This window comes from Pseudomonas sp. V88_4 (genome assembly GCF_029967985.1).
In the GTDB taxonomy this organism is placed as follows: domain Bacteria; phylum Pseudomonadota; class Gammaproteobacteria; order Pseudomonadales; family Pseudomonadaceae; genus Aquipseudomonas; species Aquipseudomonas glycinae.
Genome location: NZ_JASCAF010000042.1, coordinates 122,733 through 139,188 on the forward strand (window position 1 = coordinate 122,733; position 16,456 = coordinate 139,188).

The window sequence follows — 16,456 nt, forward strand, 5'->3', positions numbered from 1 at the left end:
CATGACACTCCGTTATCCACAGGTCTTGCTGTTGCTCTGCGTAGTTGCCGCTGTTTCGCCGGTGAACGCCGCTGACGGCGTCAAACTCGACACCCCGGTCAGCGGCTGGCGCAGTGGCGCACCCGAAGGCGAAGGCGAGAGCTTTCGCCAAACCGTCAACTACCCGGCCTCCTCGGTGAACACCCCGATCGGCCAGGCCAACACCGCCCGCATCAGCGGTGAAATCAAAGCCACACCGAAAAACAAAGAGCCCGGCCGCCTGATCGTCAACGGCGTCAGCATGCCGCTGAAAATCGACGACAGCGGCCGCTTCGACCGCCCGTTCTCGTTTCCCAACGGCAGCAACAGCGTCGAAGTCCGCAGCCCGGACGGCCAGCAACGGCACCGCACGCAGTTCCTCAACACCAGTGGCGGCGCTACTCCGGCAAAACTGCGGGTGTTGCTGGCGTGGGACAGCGATGGCACTGACCTCGACCTGCACTTGGTCACGCCTGATGGCGCGCACATCTGGTATGGCGACCGCGTCGCCCCCAATGGCGCTGCTTTGGACGTCGACGTGACCACCGGCTACGGCCCGGAAATCTTCGCCATGCCGGCGCCGATCAAGGGGCAGTATCTGGTGTATGTGAACTACTTTGGTGGTGGCTATCGCGGGGATGACGAGGGTGGGGAAGAGGCGGTGCAGCCACTGACTACGGCGCAGGTTACGGTGATTACGGAGGAGGGGACGCCTAGCGAGAAGATGGAGACTTTCATCGTGCCGATGCGGGCGGTGGGGGAGTTGACGTTGGTGAAGTCGTTCAGTTATCCGTGAATCATCTGTTCATTTAGGAAAAACACCGCACAGGGCATTGCCTTCGTAACCGTGAACGATTGGCCCCAGCACCATGAGTGGGCCGCAGGCGTAGAGCGGGGAGGGCACGGTTTGTTGCGTGTTGAGCAGAACGACTTCCCTGCCGAATTCGTCGCTGCCAAAAGATTGCTCGTCGTACGAATTGCACACCGGCAGTTTCAACGGCACCGGGATCACCAGTGCCCAGATAGTGATCCCGCACCATTCGCGGGTGGGAGTTGATCTTGCTGTTCGGGTGATCTGCGGGGTGAATGAGTGGTAACTTTGCGCTCTGTAGGCGTCGGTTTTCAGTGTGACTTTTTCCGGGAGGGAGATGCCTACTCCCACGCAAGCTGTCAGGCTGAGGCATATAGTCGAAACCAGTCCGACGGATTTCAGGCGTGAATTCAGGGTAGATGGGAACAATCTTGAACGTCCTTGTAGTGTATTAAGCATCGAAGTTGCCAAGCGCTTTTTCACTGAACAATTGTGCAAGTACCTGCCGCACAATTTGGTGTTGATAGCAATTGGCTGAACGCCTCTCGGAAATCACTTTTCCAACAGGCATTAAAAAGCCGGCTTGTGGCCGGCTTCTCGGGGACTGGCTTGGTTTATTTTTGGTAAACCGCGCCAGCCTTCAAAACGTACATCCGGATCTTGCGTCCGGCTGTGGGACTTGGTCAGACAGTGGTCTGCCGCGTCAGGCGTCATCTGGGCCGCTTGGCGGGTCGATGCGCGAATGTGGGGCGCAGGATACTGAGTTTTGTTGGGGATTCCCAGTCTCAAGTGCGGAATAGAGCGATTTCTGTGGCAGGAAATCGGGATTTGTACCGTGTATCCGGGCCTCTTCTCGGGCAAGCCCGCTCCCACAACGTTCTGTGCTGGGGCCGGGAGTGATGGAGGATCAGAGAAACGGCACCACCGGCCGCCGCTTGCCCAGCGTCGACCACCAGAACACCCACCCGAGCACATGAATCCTCTGCTCTTCGATCTGCGAGGCCCGGAAGATCTCGTCCGGGTATTCGGCGCTGTTGTGGCTGCGCAGACGCAAGGCGTTGCCGGGCATGCGGTGCAGGTATTTGATGCGCAGCATGCCGTCGTGTTCGATGGCGTAGATTTCGCCGTCCACCACTTGGGTCAGGCCTCGGTCGATGGCGAGGGTGGAGCCGTCTTCGATTTTCTCGGCCATGCTGTTGCCGATCATGTGTGTGCAGATGGCGTCGGTGGGGCGGATTTCCAGGGCTTCGAGGTGGCAGCGGGGCAGGCGGATGGTTTGTTCCGGGTCCTTGATGACGTGGGTCTTGCCGGAGCCGGGGGCGGTCGGTGTTTCCTTGTAGAGGGGCAGTTCGATGTCGCTGGATTCGATCACCGTATAGACACCCTGGATCGCTTGGGTATCCAGCGTGGTACCGGCTGCATGCAGGTGCGGGGCCTCCTTCGGGCCTTCGCCGGTCTTCAGCCATTGGCTGTTGACGGACAGCAGGCGAGCGACCTCTTCCATGCGATACGCCGGTACGCCCCGGGTGTACCAGTTATGAACGTTTTGGGCTTCCGTGCCCCAGAACTTTGCGAAACCCGTCGTCGAGATGTTCGCAGCTTCCAGGAGTGCCTTGAATCTTGGACCGCTAGTGTTCTTTCTCATAAACACGAGTCTACGGCCGGGCTAGAGCGGTTTGAATAAACCTTGCGTTCAAAAACAGGGCGAATTTTGCGACGGGATGTAAGACGGACTTGTGGGAAATTACACACGCTAAAACTTTTCTGTAGTCCGCCATAAACAAGCTGTTTAAGAGCCTGGCGAGCAGGCACAAAAAACCCCGGATCAACCGGGGTTTTCTTCAAGCGTGTCGCAGGTCGCGAGGCTTAGCCTTTGTAGGCAGCAACCGACTTGGTGATCGCGGCGCGGGCGGCGTCTGCGCCGTCCCAGCCTTCGATTTTCACCCATTTGCCTTTTTCGAGATCTTTGTAGTTCGCGAAGAAGTGCTCGATCTGCTGGATCAGCAGGGCTGGCAGGTCGGTGTATTCCTTCACGTCCACGTACAGCTGGGACAGCTTGTCGTGTGGAACGGCGATGACTTTGGCATCGCCGCCGCCGTCGTCGGTCATGTTCAGGATGCCGACCGGACGCGCGCGGATCACCGAGCCTGGCGCCACCGGGTAAGGGGTTACGACCAGCACGTCGAGGGGGTCACCGTCGTCAGCCAGGGTGTTCGGGATGTAACCGTAGTTGGCCGGGTAGAACATCGGGGTGGCCATGAAACGGTCAACGAACAGGCAATCGCTGTCTTTGTCGATTTCGTATTTGATCGGCGCGTGGTTGGCCGGGATCTCGATCGCGACGTAGATGTCGTTCGGCAGGTCTTTGCCAGCCGGAATCTTGCTGTAGCTCATTGGGCGTTGCCCCCGTTAGTTGACCAAAAACAATTGGCCGGATTGACCAAAAAGTGGCGGCGATTATAGGCATATTCTGCCGTGGACGCCACGTACCGGAAGTCGTGCAGACCTTTACTCGTGAGCCTGATAGACCGGGTCGGTGGCCTGAAGTTGCTTCAGGCGCGCCAACGGATCCTGGCGGTAGAAAAGCTGCAACTGCGCATACACCTGTGGATAAGCCTCGTGCAGCAGATCCGGAGCGCTGAAGAAGTACTCACTGGTGACGGCGAAGAATTCGGCCGGGTTCTCGGCGGCATACGGGTCGATGGCGGTTTCGGCATCGGGATGGCGGTCGAGCTGGCGATTGAGGTCGTCGTACGCCGCCTGCATCACCTCGGCCCAGTCGCTGACCCGCATGTCGGCGTGCAGCGGTGGCAGGCCGTTGGCGTCGCCGTTGAGCATGTCGAGTTTGTGCGCCAGTTCGTGGATCACCAGGTTGTAGCCTTCCCAGCCACCACTGGCCATCACGCCCGGCCAGGCGAGGATGATCGGCCCTTGCTGCCAGGCTTCGCCACTGTGTTCGCCGTCCCACTCATGCTCGACGCCACTGGCGTCGCGATGGCGTTGGGGACTGAGGAAGTCGCCGGGGTAGAGGACAATTTCGTGGAAACCCTGATACCAGTTCAGATCGCCCAGATGCAAAAGCGGCAATTGGGCCTGGGCAGCGAGCAGCAGGCGTTGTTCCTGGTGCAGTTCGACGCCGGGCAGTGCGGTCAGGTGTTTGTCTTCGAGGAACAACACGCTGGCTTCGCGCAGCCACTGGTCTTCTTCGGCACTGATGCCATCGAGAAAACTCAGGTGATGGCGCACCCGCTGCCACATATCGTCGGCAATCGGGTGCTTCGCCAGAATGCGCCGGCGTCGCCAGGCGCTCAGCGACCACATCGAGTTAGTGCGATTGGGCTTTGGCGCCGCCGAGGCGGCTGCGCAGCATGCCAATGATCATCGGCACCAGCGACAGCAGGATGATCCCCACCACCAGCAGCGACAGGTTCTTCTTGATGAACGGTACGTTGCCGAAGAAGTAGCCCAGCGTCACCAGACCGCCAACCCACAGGACGGTGCCGAACACGCTGAACCCGAAGAAACGCGGGTAAGGCATCTTCGCGACACCGGCGACGAACGGGGCAAAGGTGCGGATGATCGGCAGGAAGCGCGCCAGGGTCACGGTCTTGCCACCGTGCTTGTCGTAGAAGTCGTGGGTCTGTTGCAGATAGTCGCGGCGGAAGATCTTCGAGTTCGGATTGCTGAAGAGTTTTTCACCCGCCGTTCGTCCGATCACGTAGTTGGTGCTGTCGCCGAGGATCGCAGCCAGCATCAGCAGACCGGCCAACAGCACCGGGTCCATGCCGCCGCCCGCAGCGACTGCGCCGGCGATGAACAACAGCGAATCACCCGGCAGGAACGGTGTGACCACCAGGCCGGTTTCACAAAAGATAACCAGAAACAGGATGGCGTAGATCCAGGTCCCATAGTTGTTCACCAGCATGTCGAGGTAGACGTCGAGATGCAGGATGATGTCGATCGGGTTGAAATCCATATGGGCACCTGTGGTGATGGCCTGACTCGGCAGACCTGTGCGGATGACTTCGTGTAAGCCTACAAGCGGGTGTAGTTTTTCTTACAAGCCGGAAAGATCGGGATTATACGGGCTGAGGGGTGAAAAGCGCGTTGGTTTTGTAGCGAGGGATGTCGGTGTGAATAAATGTCGGGTTGGCATTCATTTCGGGAAGGGAGATGGCTCCCTCCCCGCAGGGCATCCCGCGATCAGAGCTCGTCGCTGATCGGCAGCACGTAGTTCTTGAACTCGGTGTCTTCCTTGAATCCGATGGACTCGTAGGTTTTCTGCGCCACTTCGTTGTCGGCACTGGTGGAGACGCGCATGCGCACGGCCTGGGTTTCCTTGGCCATTTTCTTGGCGGTGCGGATCAGGTTGTCGGCCACGAGCTGACGGCGGGCGTCTTCGGCGACGTAGATGTCGTTGAGGATCCACACGCGTTTGAGCGACAGGGAGGAAAAACTCGGGTAGAGCTGGCAGAAGCCCATGAGCTTCCTGTCGTCGTCATCGGCCAGGGCCAGGTAGATCACCGATTCCTTGCGTCGCAGGCGCTTTTCGAGAAAGGCCCGGGACGAGTCCGGATAGGGCAGGGAGCCGTAGAACTCGCGGTACTTAACGAACAACGGGGTCAGCAAATCCAGGTGTTCGAGGGTCGCTTGGATAATCCGCATGGTAGGTCTCGTCCTTCAAGTGGCTGTCTTCACGTGCTCTGACGGCGATGGGAAACCCGGGCGGCCGTGCATCGATCCTGCCTCAAACCCGCGCAGAAAGGCAATGCGGAAACGGTTCAGGCGGGAGGCGGATCGAGTAGGAAATTACTCTTCATGTCTGCACCGGCTTCCGATTCCAGCGTCTGAACCTGCGCCTCGTCCTTCAGATTGACGCCCGACAGCTGGCGCCGACAGGCTTCGCGCATCAGATACAGCAAGCGATGCGCCGCCATGCCGTAGCTGAGTCCTTCCAGCCGCACATTGGAGATGCAATTGCGGTAAGCATCGGTGAGGCCGACTTTTGGATTGTAGGTGAAATATAAACCCAGGCTGTCCGGCGAGCTGAGACCCGGACGCTCTCCAATCAGCATCACGACCATTTTCGCGCCCAGCAATTGGCCGATTTCATCGCCAATCGCCACGCGGCCCTGTTCCACCAGTACTACCGGCGCTGTCGACCATTCATCGGCGCTCATCTGTTCTTCCAGACGGGTCAGGAACGGCAGGGTATGTCGATGCACCGCCAGCGCCGACAGACCATCCGCCACCACAATCACCAGATCCACACCGCCCGGATGCGTCTCGGCGTATTCGCGCAGGGCTTGCGCCGATTGATCGCTCAACTTGCGCCCCAGATCCGGGCGTTGCAGGTAGCTGTTGCGATCCACCGCCGCGCTGTGCAACAGCAGACTTTCACGCTGGCGTTCATTCAGTTGAGCACTCAGCGCGGCGTGATCGAACGGCAAATGCACCGCATCGCGCGCCTGGGCGTGGGCGTACTGGAAATCCAGTTGTGCACTCGTCGGCAGGCTGGTGCCAGTGCGCCCTAGGGCAATGCGCGCCGGGGTCAGACGTCGCAGCTCCAGCCACGGGTTTTGCGGATCGACGGGCGATTTTTCCATCTGACTCATCCCAGTTGCGCCAACGCCTGGCGGAAGGCCGGCGGCAGGTTGTTGCCGAAGCGGACCTTGCCGTCCGCCTGGGTGAAAATGCCCATGTTCGCCAGCCACTGCTCGAACTCCGGCGCCGGTTTCAGGCCCAGGGTCTGGCGCGCGTAGAGCGCGTCGTGGAAGGAGGTGGTCTGGTAGTTGAGCATGATGTCGTCGGAGCCGGGGATGCCCATGATGAAGTTGATGCCCGCCACACCCAGCAGGGTCAGCAGGGTGTCCATGTCGTCCTGATCGGCTTCGGCGTGGTTGGTGTAGCAGATGTCGCAGCCCATCGGCACGCCGAGCAGCTTGCCGCAGAAATGATCTTCGAGGCCGGCGCGGATGATCTGTTTGCCGTTGTAGAGGTATTCCGGGCCGATGAATCCCACGACGGTGTTCACCAGAAACGGCTTGAAATGCCGCGCCACGGCGTAGGCCCGGGTCTCGCAGGTCTGTTGATCGACGCCGTGGTGGGCGTTGGCTGACAGTGCACTGCCCTGGCCGGTCTCGAAATACATCAGATTCTGCCCGAGGGTGCCACGATTGAGGCTCAGGCCCGCTTCATAGCCTTCCTGCAAGATATTCAGGTTGATGCCGAAACTGGCGTTGGCCGCTTCGGTGCCGGCAATCGACTGGAACACCAGATCCAGCGGCACACCACGGTTGATCGCTTCTATAGAGGTGGTGACGTGGGTCAACACGCAGGCCTGGGTCGGAATGTCGTAGCGCTGGATGATTGCGTCGAGCATTTCCAGCATCGCGCAGATCGAGGCGATGCTGTCGGTGGCCGGGTTGATGCCGATCATCGCGTCGCCGTTGCCGTACAGCAGGCCGTCTAGAATGCTTGCGGCGATGCCGGACGGCTCGTCGGTCGGGTGATTGGGTTGCAGCCTTGTGGATAACCGCCCGCGCAGACCGAGGGTGCCGCGAAACTTTGTGACCACGCGGATCTTCTGCGCCACCAGCACCAGATCCTGCACACGCATGATTTTTGATACTGCGGCAACCATTTCCGGCGTCAGGCCGGGGGCGAGCGCGCGCAGGCTGGACTCGTCGGCTGCTTCGCTCAACAGCCAGTCGCGAAAGCCGCCAACCGTGAGATGGCTGATGAGCGCAAAGGCCTGCTGGTCATGGCTGTCGATGATCAGGCGCGTGACCTCATCGGATTCGTAGGGAATCAGCGCTTCCTGCAAGAAATGCGTAAGCGGGATGTCGGCCAGCGCCATTTGCGCAGCCACCCGCTCGCCATCGTTGAGCGCGGCGACGCCGGCCAGGAAATCTCCGGAGCGCGCCGGGCTGGCCTTGGCCATGACGTCCTTGAGGCTGTCGAAGCGGTAGGTCTGGGCGCCGACGGTATGGGCAAATGCAGCCATTGGGGGGTGTCCTCCTGAATGAATGCTTTTAGTGCAGGCACCGAGCCAGAGGCCCGGTGCCGGTGCAACCGGATAACTTTTAGATACCTTCGAGCATAGCGTCTGCCGGAGCTTCGGAGCGCTGCTTGGCGGTCAGCTGGAAATACAGGTAACCAGCCGCCATGAAACCGAGGAATACACAGCCGATCAGCGTGTTGAACCAGGCCATCGCCACCAGACACACCACGGCCAGGAACAGCGCGATGGCCGGCACCACCGGGTAGCCCGGCGCGCGGAAGGTGCGCTCCAGGTTCGGCTCGGTTTTACGCAGTTTGAACAGGCTGAGCATGCTGATGATGTACATCACGATGGCGCCGAACACCGACATGGTGATCATCGCCGCCGTCAGGGTCATGCCTTGCAGATTGACCAGGCCGTCGCTGTAGATCGCCGCGATGCCGACCACGCCGCCGGCCAGGATCGCCCGGTGCGGGGTCTGGAAACGCGAGAGTTTGGCCAGGCCTTTGGGCAGATAACCGGCCCGGGCCAGGGCGAAGAACTGCCGCGAGTAGCCGAGGATGATCCCGTGGAAACTCGCCACCAGCCCGAACAGGCCGATCCACACCAGCATGTGCATCCAGGTCGAGTTGTTGCCGACCACCGCTTTCATCGCCTGCGGCAGCGGGTCGTTGATGTTCGACAGTTGACGCCAGTCGCCGACACCGCCGGCCATCACCATCACGCCGATGGCCAGGAACACCAGGGTCAGGATGCCGCTGACGTAGGCTCGAGGAATGGTGCGTTTCGGGTCTTTGGCTTCCTCGGCTGCCATGGCCGCGCCTTCGATGGCGAGGAAGAACCAGATTGCGAAGGGAATCGCCGCGAAAATGCCCGGAATCGAGCCCATCGTGAACTCATTGGCGCCCGACCAGCCGTTGAGCACGAAGTTGCTGAAGCTGAAGCCCGGTGCGACCACGCCCATGAACACCAGCAGTTCGGCGACGGCGAGCACGGTCACCACCAGCTCAAAGGTCGCGGCAATGCTGACGCCAAGGATGTTCAGGGTCATGAACACGAAATACGCGCCGACCGCCGCGAGTTTGGGATCGAGCCCCGGATATTGCACATTCAGATAGGCGCCGATGGCCATGGCAATGGCGGGCGGGGCGAACACGAATTCGATCAGGGTGGCGATGCCGGCGATCAATCCGCCTTTCTCGCCGAATGCCCGTCGGCTGTAGGCAAACGGCCCGCCCGCGTGAGGAATGGCGGTGGTCAGTTCGGTGAAACTGAAGATGAAGCAGGTGTACATGGTGGCGACCATCAGGGCCGTGACCAGGAAACCCAGGGTTCCCGCGGTGCCCCAGCCGTAACTCCAGCCGAAGTATTCGCCGGAGATCACCAGGCCGACGGCAATGCCCCAGAGGTGCAGGGTGCCGAGTGTGGGTTTGAGCTGTGTGGTGGAAGTCATAAGTCCTCTCTGTCTTTTTTATTGTTCGATCTGTTGGACTTTCAGGTGCAGAAGTTGAGTAGGTGGATGCTGTTCACGCAGCGGCAGTGTTCCTGCAAATCCTGAATGACGGGTACGCAAGGCCCGTGCCAGAGCGGCCAGGCTTTGGGTGTTGTGTCATTAAGGGCGCCATCGCTGGCAAGCCAGCTCCCACAGTGATCTCTGCCGATCTCAATAACGGGTGCATCACAGAAACCTGTGGGAGCTGGCTTGCCAGCGATAGCTATCTGGAGGGCGACACAGAAATATCTGTATCGCCCTCAGGTTTTAGAAGAAGCCCAGCGGGTTGATGTCGTAGCTCACCAGCAGGTTTTTGGTCTGTTGGTAGTGGTCGAGCATCATCTTGTGGGTTTCACGGCCGACACCGGACTTCTTGTATCCGCCGAACGCGGCGTGCGCCGGGTACAGGTGGTAGCAGTTGGTCCACACGCGACCGGCCTTGATGGCGCGGCCCATGCGATAGGCGCGGTTGATGTCGCGGGTCCAGAGGCCGGCACCGAGGCCGAACTCGGTGTCGTTGGCAATCGCCAGGGCTTCGGCTTCGTCCTTGAAGGTGGTGATGCTCACCACCGGGCCGAAGATTTCTTCCTGGAACACTCGCATTTTATTGGTGCCCTTGAGCAGGGTCGGCTGGATGTAGTAACCGGAAGCCAGATTGCCTTCGAGTTTTTCCACCTTGCCGCCGGTCAGCAGCTCGGCACCTTCGCCCTTGGCGATTTCCAGGTACGAAAGGATCTTGTCGAATTGCTGCTCGGACGCCTGGGCGCCGACCATGGTGTCGGTGTCGAGCGGGTCGCCACGTTTGATCTGGCTGACTTTCTTCATCACCGCTTCCATGAACTGCGGATAGATTGACTCCTGAACCAGTGCACGGGACGGGCAGGTGCAGACTTCGCCTTGGTTGAAGAACGCCAGCACCAGGCCTTCGGCGGCTTTTTCAATGAAGCTTGGCTCGGCCTGCATGATGTCTTCAAAGAAGATGTTCGGCGACTTGCCGCCCAGCTCTACCGTAGACGGAATGATGTTTTCGGCGGCGCATTTCATGATGTGCGAGCCGACCGGGGTCGAGCCGGTGAAGGCGATCTTGGCGATGCGCTTGCTGGTAGCCAGGGCTTCGCCGGCTTCTTTGCCGAACCCTTGCACCACGTTGAGCACGCCCGGCGGCAGCAGGTCGCCGATCAGTTCCAGCAGCACGCTGATGCCCAGCGGGGTTTGCTCGGCAGGCTTGAGCACCACACAGTTGCCGGCCGCCAGGGCCGGGGCGAGTTTCCACGCGGCCATCAGGATCGGGAAGTTCCACGGGATGATCTGGCCGACCACGCCCAGCGGTTCATGGATGTGATAAGCGACGGTATTGCCGTCAATCTCGGCAGCACTGCCTTCCTGGGCGCGCAGGCACCCGGCGAAATAACGGAAGTGGTCGGCGGCCAACGGGATGTCGGCGTTTAGGGTTTCGCGGATGGCTTTGCCGTTGTCCCAGGTTTCGGTGATCGCCAGGGTTTCGAGGTTCTGTTCGATGCGGTCGGCGATTTTCAGCAGGATCAGCGAACGGGCCTGGGCGGAAGTCGAGCCCCAGGCATCGGCGGCGGCGTGGGCGGCGTCCAGGGCTTTTTCGATGTCTTCGGCCGTGGAGCGCGGGAATTCGGCAATCGGTTGGCCGTTTACTGGCGAGGTGTTGGTGAAGTACTGACCTTTGACAGGCGCGACGAACTCGCCGCCGATGTAGTTACCGTACTTGCTTTTGAACGAGACTTTGGCGCCTTCAGTACCGGGGTGAGCGTAACGCATGATGTTCTCCTTGGCTGTTGTATTTATCAGAGAGACGCGCATGAGCGCTTGCTATAAGCGTAGAGCAAAGGTCGGGCCACTGCCGTTCAGGTCAGGCAAATCAAGGCCTTGCGCGATTTGTGTCGGACAAGTGGCAAGCGTGCGTGACGGTATCGGTACAGCTCGGGTGACAGTTTGTACCGCTTATGGCACAGCCCGTGACCGGACGGTCTTGCCAGCATTGCAAAGACCGGTTGGCTGGAGGATGCTGGACACCACTTCACGCATGGGCCGATGAGCCTCGGGGAGAATAATAAGAAATGCACGACAACCATTTGAGTCGCCATGCCCAACAGGTTCTCACCGTCACCCAGGGCAAGCCGCACCTGCATGGCCCCGGTGCCGACCCGTCGATCGCCCGCTCGTGGCTGCGTTGTCTTGAGGACTATCACCTCGACCCGGCCCTGACCATGGCGCCGACCGTGCTCGAACACGGGCGCGTCCTCGAAAGCCGCGAACGGCTGCAACAGGTGTTGCAGATCGCCGGCAATGAAATGAGCAGTCTGCATCAACAACTCTCCGGCGCCGGCCACGCGGTGCTGCTGACCGACGCCCGTGGGGTGATCCTCAACTGCGTCACTGCCCCCGCCGAACGCAAGATTTTCGAACGCGCCGGCCTGTGGTTGGGCTCCGACTGGAGCGAGGCCTGCGAAGGCACCAACGGCATCGGCACCTGCCTTGTCGAGCGTCAGGCCCTGACCATCCATCAGGACGAACACTTTCGCGGCCGCCACACCGGGCTGACTTGCTCGGCGAGCCCGGTGTTCGACCCCCACGGTGAATTGCTGGCGGTGCTCGACGTTTCCTCAGCGCGGCATGACGTCTCGCGCCAGAGCCAGTTCCACACCATGGCGCTGGTCAATCTGTCGGCGAAGATGATCGAGAGCTGCTACTTCCTGCGCTGTTTCGATAACCAATGGTTGCTGCGTTTTCATCTTCAGGCCGAGTCTGTCGGGCTGTTCAGCGAAGGGTTGCTGGCGTTTGACGGGGAAGGGCGGATCAGCGCAGTCAATCAGAGTGCCTTGAACCTGCTCGGACACATTCGCGGCGGCTTGCTCGGCAAACCGGTGGAGGCGTTTTTCGATTGTTCGCTGGATGAGTTGCTCGGGCGTGCCAGTGCCAATGCCAGCGCCAGTTGGCCGCTGCGCACCCGTGATGGGCGGCATCTGTTTGCGGTGCTGCGCGGTGAGACCCGCCGGCCGCTGCCGGTCGCGCCAGCTCCCGCGCCTGTGGAAGCGCCGCGTCTTGCAGGCATTTGCCTCGGTGATGCGGCGTTGCAGGCGGACTTCCGCAAGTCGCTGCGAGTATTTGAGCGTGACGTACCGCTGCTGATCAACGGCGAAACCGGCTCCGGCAAGGAAGCGTTCGCCAAGGCTGTGCACAACGCCAGTCAACGCTCAGGCAAAGCGTTCGTCGCCCTCAACTGCGCGGCGATTCCCGAAAGCCTGATCGAGAGCGAACTGTTCGGCTATCGCGGCGGCAGTTTCACAGGCGCGCGCAAGGACGGCATGCGCGGCAAGTTGCAGCAGGCCGATGGCGGCACGCTGTTCCTCGATGAAATCGGCGACATGCCGCTGGCTCTGCAGACCCGTTTGTTGCGAGTGCTGGAAGACCGGCAAGTGGTGCCGATCGGCGGCGAACCGGAAGCGGTCAACGTGCGGATCATCAGCGCCACCCACCGCAATCTGCTGGAGCGGGTCGGCGATGGCAGTTTCCGGGAAGATTTGTATTACCGGCTCAACGGGCTGGAAGTGGCGTTGCCGCCGTTGCGCGAGCGCAGTGACAAATCGCAGCTGCTGGATTTTCTGCTGGCCGAAGAGGCGGGCGGGGAAACGATCCTGATCGACGAGCCGGCGCGCCAGGCGTTGCTGGGTTTCAACTGGCCGGGCAACGTGCGGCAGATGCGCAATGTGCTGCGTACGCTCGCGGCGTTGTGCGATGAAGGCCGGATCGTACTGGACGATCTGCCGGCGATGTTTCGGCAGGTTCAGCCACTGTTGGTAAAAGCCGATGAAGCGTCATCCGCACAACCGCTGGAAGATGCCGAGCGACTGGCGTTGCTCAATGCGCTGGAACACTCGCGCTGGCACATGACCCTCACGGCGCAGCAGTTGGGCGTGAGCCGCAATACGCTCTATAGAAAGCTGCGCAAACATGGGATCGAGCGGCGTGCCAGTTAAAAGCCCCTCACCCTAACCCTCTCCCTTGGGGGAGGGCCAGGGTGAGGGGCGCGATCTCAAGTCGACACACATTCAGACCTCCACCCCTCAATCAGCTAAAGAGTGCGAATTCCCCCTCCCTGCGCTAACCTGCGGCCATGTTTTACGAGGTCGACTATGCACATTCATATTCTGGGTATCTGCGGGACTTTCATGGGCTCGATGGCGGTTCTGGCCAAAGAGCTGGGCCATCACGTGACCGGCTCCGACGCCAACGTCTATCCGCCGATGAGCACCCAGCTCGAAGCCCAGGGCATCCAGTTGACCCAGGGCTACGACCCGGCGCAACTTGAGCCGGCACCGGATCTGGTGGTGATCGGCAACGCCATGTCCCGCGGTAATCCGGCGGTGGAATACGTGCTGAACAAAGGCCTGCCGTACGTTTCCGGCCCGCAATGGCTGGCCGACCATGTGCTGCAAGGTCGCTGGGTGCTGGCGGTTGCCGGTACGCACGGCAAGACCACCACCAGCAGCATGCTCGCCTGGGTGCTGGAACACGCCGGCATGAGCCCTGGCTTCCTGATCGGCGGCGTGCCGCAGAATTTCTCGGTGTCGGCACGTCTGGGCGGCACGCCGTTCTTCGTGATCGAGGCAGACGAATACGACAGCGCGTTCTTCGACAAGCGTTCGAAGTTCGTCCACTACCGTCCGCGCACCGCGATCCTCAACAACCTTGAGTTCGATCACGCCGACATCTTCCCCGATCTGCCGGCCATCGAGCGGCAGTTCCATCACTTGGTGCGGACCATTCCGAGCGAAGGCCTGGTGATCCACCCGACTACCGAACCGGCCTTGCAACGCGTGATCGAGATGGGCTGCTGGACCCCGGTGCAAACCACCGGTGCCGGCGGTCAGTGGCAGGTCAAGTTGCTGAAAGACGACGGCTCGGCGTTTGAAGTGATGTTCGAAGGCGTGTCCCAAGGCGTGGTCGAGTGGGAATTGACCGGACAACACAACGTCGCCAACGCCTTGGCCACTCTGGCCGCCGCGCGTCACGTCGGCGTTGTGCCGTCGATGGGTATTGCCGGTTTGAGCGCGTTCAAAAGCGTCAAGCGCCGGATGGAGAAAGTCGCGGAAGTGCGCGGCATCACCATTTACGACGACTTCGCCCACCACCCGACCGCGATTGCCACCACCCTCGACGGCCTGCGCAAACGTATTGGCGATGCGCCGCTGATCGCGATCATCGAGCCGCGCTCCAACTCGATGAAGCTCGGCGCGCATCGTGACGGTCTGCCGGACAGCGTGGTCGATGCCGATCAGGTGATCTGGTATGCCCCGGCCAACCTCGGTTGGGATCTGGCGGGCACCGCCGCGTTGTGCACCGTGCCGTCGATTGTCAGCGATTCGCTGGAAGGCATCATTGAACGTGTGAAGAGCCAGGCTCAGCCCGGCACCCACGTGGTGATCATGAGCAACGGCGGCTTCGGCGGCCTGCACGGCAAACTCGCCGAGGCGCTGAAATGAACACTCGTCTGGCGAGCAACGGCCCGGAACGCATCACGCTGGCGATGACCGGCGCGTCCGGCGCCCAGTACGGCTTGCGCCTGCTGGATTGCCTGGTGCGCGAGGATCGTGAGGTGCATTTCCTGATCTCCAAGGCCGCGCAACTGGTAATGGCCACCGAGACCGACGTGTCGCTGCCGGCCAAGCCGCAAATGATGCAGGCTTTCCTCACCGAATACACCGGCGCGGCCGCCGGGCAGATCCGCGTGTACGGCAAGGAAGACTGGATGTCACCGGTGGCCTCGGGTTCCGGCGCCCCGGCCGCCATGGTGGTGGTGCCGTGCTCGACCGGCACCTTGTCGGCCATTGCCACCGGCGCCTGCAACAATCTGATCGAACGGGCGGCGGACGTGACGTTGAAGGAACGTCGCCAGTTGATTCTGGTGCCGCGCGAAGCGCCGTATTCGAGCATTCACCTGGAACACATGCTCAAGCTGTCGAACATGGGCGTGACCATCCTGCCGGCCTCGCCGGGTTTCTATCACCAGCCGCAGACCATCGATGACCTGATCGATTTCGTGGTGGCACGGATTCTCAATCTGCTGGGTATCCCCCAGGACATGCTGCCGCGTTGGGGCGAACACCATCTGAGCAGCGATGAATAAGCTGCTGGCTGCTGTGTTGCTGATGGCGCTGGCGCTGCAACTGACCGGCTGCGCCACGGCGCGCACGCTGGATGCCGCCAAGCCCGGCGCGCCGGTGGTGTATTCCGGCACCCGGCTGGATCTGTATGCGATGAATGGCGGGTGTTGCGCGATGGATCGATTCGGCGCCGAGGCACCGAGCTATCCCGGAGTGGATCTGCCGGCCAGTGCCTTGCTCGACACGCTGCTGTTGCCGTTGTCGTTGCTGACGGTGATCGGCGTGGGGTTCCAGGCGACTGGCGGACTCTAAAAAGATCGCAGCCAATGGCTGCGATCTTTTGTTTTTACTTGCCGAGTTTTCTCAACTCATCCGATTCGACGATCCGTACCCCGTCCTGTTCTTCCAGTGCCAGCCGCCACATCGCCCGGGCCAGTTGGCAGGCTTCGATGCCGCGGTATTTGCCAGGAATCAATTTGGAGAATGGCGCGGCAAGCTGCTCGCCCAGACGGGGCTCGCTGCGTTCGCCGAGCAACAGCGATGGCCGGCAGATGGTCAGTTGCGGCCAGTCCTGCGCGCGCAACGCGTGCTCCATCTCGCCTTTGACCCGGTTGTAGAAAATCGAGGACCGACGATCGGCCCCCAGGGCGCTGATCACGATCAGGTGCCGTGCGCCCATTTCCCGGGCGCGCTTGGCGAACGCTACCACCATGTCCAGATCCACGGCACGGAACGCCTCTTCGGAGCCGGCCTGCTTGATGGTGGTGCCGAGGCAGCAATAAGCGATGTCGACGCGACCGGACAACTGCGGCAGGAAGGTTTGTGGATCACCGACCGGGTTTTCCAGGTGCGGATGCTCGGCCAGCGGCCGGCGTGAGGGGGCAAGGACACGGCTGATCGTCGGCTCGTTGAGCAGGCGGTCGAGCAGATGTTCACCGGTCAATCCGGTGGCTCCGGCAAGCAAGACGTGCTGAGGCGTCAAGTACATAGTGTCTCTC

General features: G+C 61.1%; 16 protein-coding genes. 5 read left to right on the plus strand and 11 right to left on the minus strand.

Annotation, left to right across the window (positions count from 1 at the left end):
• The first annotated feature begins 1 nt into the window (after position 1).
• Entirely contained in the window at positions 2-814 is an 813-nt protein-coding gene (locus tag QLG12_RS18995; RefSeq protein ID WP_282475069.1) for a DUF2135 domain-containing protein, read from the plus strand.
• 9 nt (positions 815-823) lie between these two features.
• On the opposite strand, the gene QLG12_RS19000 is transcribed toward QLG12_RS18995, so the two are convergent.
• The 10 genes from QLG12_RS19000 to QLG12_RS19045 all read right to left on the minus strand — a co-directional run bounded on the left by QLG12_RS19000 (position 824) and on the right by QLG12_RS19045 (position 11,112).
• Positions 824-1,300 (minus strand): hypothetical protein, encoded by a 477-nt coding sequence (locus QLG12_RS19000; RefSeq protein WP_232253882.1) that lies wholly within the window; start codon positions 1,298-1,300, stop codon positions 824-826.
• A gap of 436 nt (positions 1,301-1,736) precedes the next feature.
• Positions 1,737-2,474 (minus strand): helix-turn-helix transcriptional regulator, encoded by a 738-nt coding sequence (locus QLG12_RS19005; RefSeq protein ID WP_282475070.1) that lies wholly within the window; start codon positions 2,472-2,474, stop codon positions 1,737-1,739.
• 221 nt (positions 2,475-2,695) lie between these two features.
• Positions 2,696-3,223, minus strand: a complete 528-nt coding sequence (ppa, locus tag QLG12_RS19010) for an inorganic diphosphatase (RefSeq protein WP_007933577.1) — start codon at positions 3,221-3,223, stop codon at positions 2,696-2,698.
• A gap of 114 nt (positions 3,224-3,337) precedes the next feature.
• A complete protein-coding gene (locus tag QLG12_RS19015) occupies positions 3,338-4,150 on the minus strand; it encodes a zinc-dependent peptidase (protein ID WP_282475071.1) in 813 nt (270 codons plus the stop codon).
• 4 nt (positions 4,151-4,154) lie between these two features.
• A complete protein-coding gene (locus QLG12_RS19020; protein ID WP_169432086.1) occupies positions 4,155-4,805 on the minus strand; it encodes a DedA family protein in 651 nt (216 codons plus the stop codon).
• A 227-nt stretch (positions 4,806-5,032) separates the two neighbouring features.
• Positions 5,033-5,494 carry a GNAT family N-acetyltransferase gene (locus tag QLG12_RS19025; protein WP_042610602.1) on the minus strand — a complete coding sequence of 154 codons (462 nt, stop codon included), beginning with the start codon at positions 5,492-5,494 and terminating at the stop codon, positions 5,033-5,035.
• A 116-nt stretch (positions 5,495-5,610) separates the two neighbouring features.
• Positions 5,611-6,435 carry an ethanolamine ammonia-lyase subunit EutC gene (gene eutC, locus QLG12_RS19030; protein ID WP_236194165.1) on the minus strand — a complete coding sequence of 275 codons (825 nt, stop codon included), beginning with the start codon at positions 6,433-6,435 and terminating at the stop codon, positions 5,611-5,613.
• A gap of 5 nt (positions 6,436-6,440) precedes the next feature.
• Positions 6,441-7,835 (minus strand): ethanolamine ammonia-lyase subunit EutB, encoded by a 1,395-nt coding sequence (locus tag QLG12_RS19035; RefSeq protein ID WP_282475072.1) that lies wholly within the window; start codon positions 7,833-7,835, stop codon positions 6,441-6,443.
• Positions 7,836-7,914: 79 nt separating this feature from the next.
• Positions 7,915-9,285 carry an ethanolamine permease gene (gene eat / locus QLG12_RS19040; protein ID WP_011336115.1) on the minus strand — a complete coding sequence of 457 codons (1,371 nt, stop codon included), beginning with the start codon at positions 9,283-9,285 and terminating at the stop codon, positions 7,915-7,917.
• A gap of 306 nt (positions 9,286-9,591) precedes the next feature.
• Entirely contained in the window at positions 9,592-11,112 is a 1,521-nt protein-coding gene (locus QLG12_RS19045) for an aldehyde dehydrogenase family protein (protein WP_007958625.1), read from the minus strand.
• Between the two features lie 299 nt (positions 11,113-11,411).
• Between QLG12_RS19045 and QLG12_RS19050 the strand changes: the two genes are divergently transcribed.
• From QLG12_RS19050 to QLG12_RS19065, 4 genes are all read left to right on the plus strand, one after another.
• On the plus strand, positions 11,412-13,331 hold the full coding sequence (locus tag QLG12_RS19050; protein ID WP_197870076.1) for a sigma-54-dependent Fis family transcriptional regulator: 1,920 nt from the start codon (positions 11,412-11,414) through the stop codon (positions 13,329-13,331).
• A gap of 156 nt (positions 13,332-13,487) precedes the next feature.
• The gene (gene mpl / locus QLG12_RS19055; RefSeq protein WP_085654985.1) at positions 13,488-14,837 is read left to right on the plus strand and encodes a UDP-N-acetylmuramate:L-alanyl-gamma-D-glutamyl-meso-diaminopimelate ligase; all 1,350 of its coding nucleotides are present in this window, start codon (positions 13,488-13,490) and stop codon (positions 14,835-14,837) included.
• A complete protein-coding gene (gene ubiX / locus QLG12_RS19060; protein WP_179693614.1) occupies positions 14,834-15,481 on the plus strand; it encodes a flavin prenyltransferase UbiX in 648 nt (215 codons plus the stop codon). Before mpl ends, ubiX begins: the two co-directional genes overlap by 4 nt.
• Positions 15,474-15,770, plus strand: a complete 297-nt coding sequence (locus QLG12_RS19065; protein WP_011336111.1) for a YceK/YidQ family lipoprotein — start codon at positions 15,474-15,476, stop codon at positions 15,768-15,770. The genes ubiX and QLG12_RS19065 overlap by 8 nt, the downstream gene beginning before the upstream one ends.
• Positions 15,771-15,804: 34 nt before the next feature.
• Here the strand turns inward: QLG12_RS19065 and QLG12_RS19070 are convergent, their stop codons facing one another.
• Positions 15,805-16,446 (minus strand): oxidoreductase, encoded by a 642-nt coding sequence (locus QLG12_RS19070; RefSeq protein ID WP_197870075.1) that lies wholly within the window; start codon positions 16,444-16,446, stop codon positions 15,805-15,807.
• Positions 16,447-16,456: the final 10 nt, after the last annotated feature.

Bases quoted from the DNA above. Each gene is read 5' to 3' on its own strand.
- QLG12_RS18995 (WP_282475069.1), top strand. From the start codon at position 2: ATGACACTCCGTTATCCACAGGTCTTGCTGTTGCTCTGCGTAGTTGCC.
- QLG12_RS19005 (WP_282475070.1), bottom strand. From the start codon at position 2,474: ATGAGAAAGAACACTAGCGGTCCAAGATTCAAGGCACTCCTGGAAGCT.
- ppa (WP_007933577.1), bottom strand. From the start codon at position 3,223: ATGAGCTACAGCAAGATTCCGGCTGGCAAAGACCTGCCGAACGACATC.
- QLG12_RS19015 (WP_282475071.1), bottom strand. From the start codon at position 4,150: ATGTGGTCGCTGAGCGCCTGGCGACGCCGGCGCATTCTGGCGAAGCAC.
- QLG12_RS19020 (WP_169432086.1), bottom strand. From the start codon at position 4,805: ATGGATTTCAACCCGATCGACATCATCCTGCATCTCGACGTCTACCTC.
- QLG12_RS19025 (WP_042610602.1), bottom strand. From the start codon at position 5,494: ATGCGGATTATCCAAGCGACCCTCGAACACCTGGATTTGCTGACCCCG.
- eutC (WP_236194165.1), bottom strand. From the start codon at position 6,435: ATGGAAAAATCGCCCGTCGATCCGCAAAACCCGTGGCTGGAGCTGCGA.
- QLG12_RS19035 (WP_282475072.1), bottom strand. From the start codon at position 7,835: ATGGCTGCATTTGCCCATACCGTCGGCGCCCAGACCTACCGCTTCGAC.
- eat (WP_011336115.1), bottom strand. From the start codon at position 9,285: ATGACTTCCACCACACAGCTCAAACCCACACTCGGCACCCTGCACCTC.
- QLG12_RS19045 (WP_007958625.1), bottom strand. From the start codon at position 11,112: ATGCGTTACGCTCACCCCGGTACTGAAGGCGCCAAAGTCTCGTTCAAA.
- QLG12_RS19050 (WP_197870076.1), top strand. From the start codon at position 11,412: ATGCACGACAACCATTTGAGTCGCCATGCCCAACAGGTTCTCACCGTC.
- mpl (WP_085654985.1), top strand. From the start codon at position 13,488: ATGCACATTCATATTCTGGGTATCTGCGGGACTTTCATGGGCTCGATG.
- ubiX (WP_179693614.1), top strand. From the start codon at position 14,834: ATGAACACTCGTCTGGCGAGCAACGGCCCGGAACGCATCACGCTGGCG.
- QLG12_RS19065 (WP_011336111.1), top strand. From the start codon at position 15,474: ATGAATAAGCTGCTGGCTGCTGTGTTGCTGATGGCGCTGGCGCTGCAA.
- QLG12_RS19070 (WP_197870075.1), bottom strand. From the start codon at position 16,446: ATGTACTTGACGCCTCAGCACGTCTTGCTTGCCGGAGCCACCGGATTG.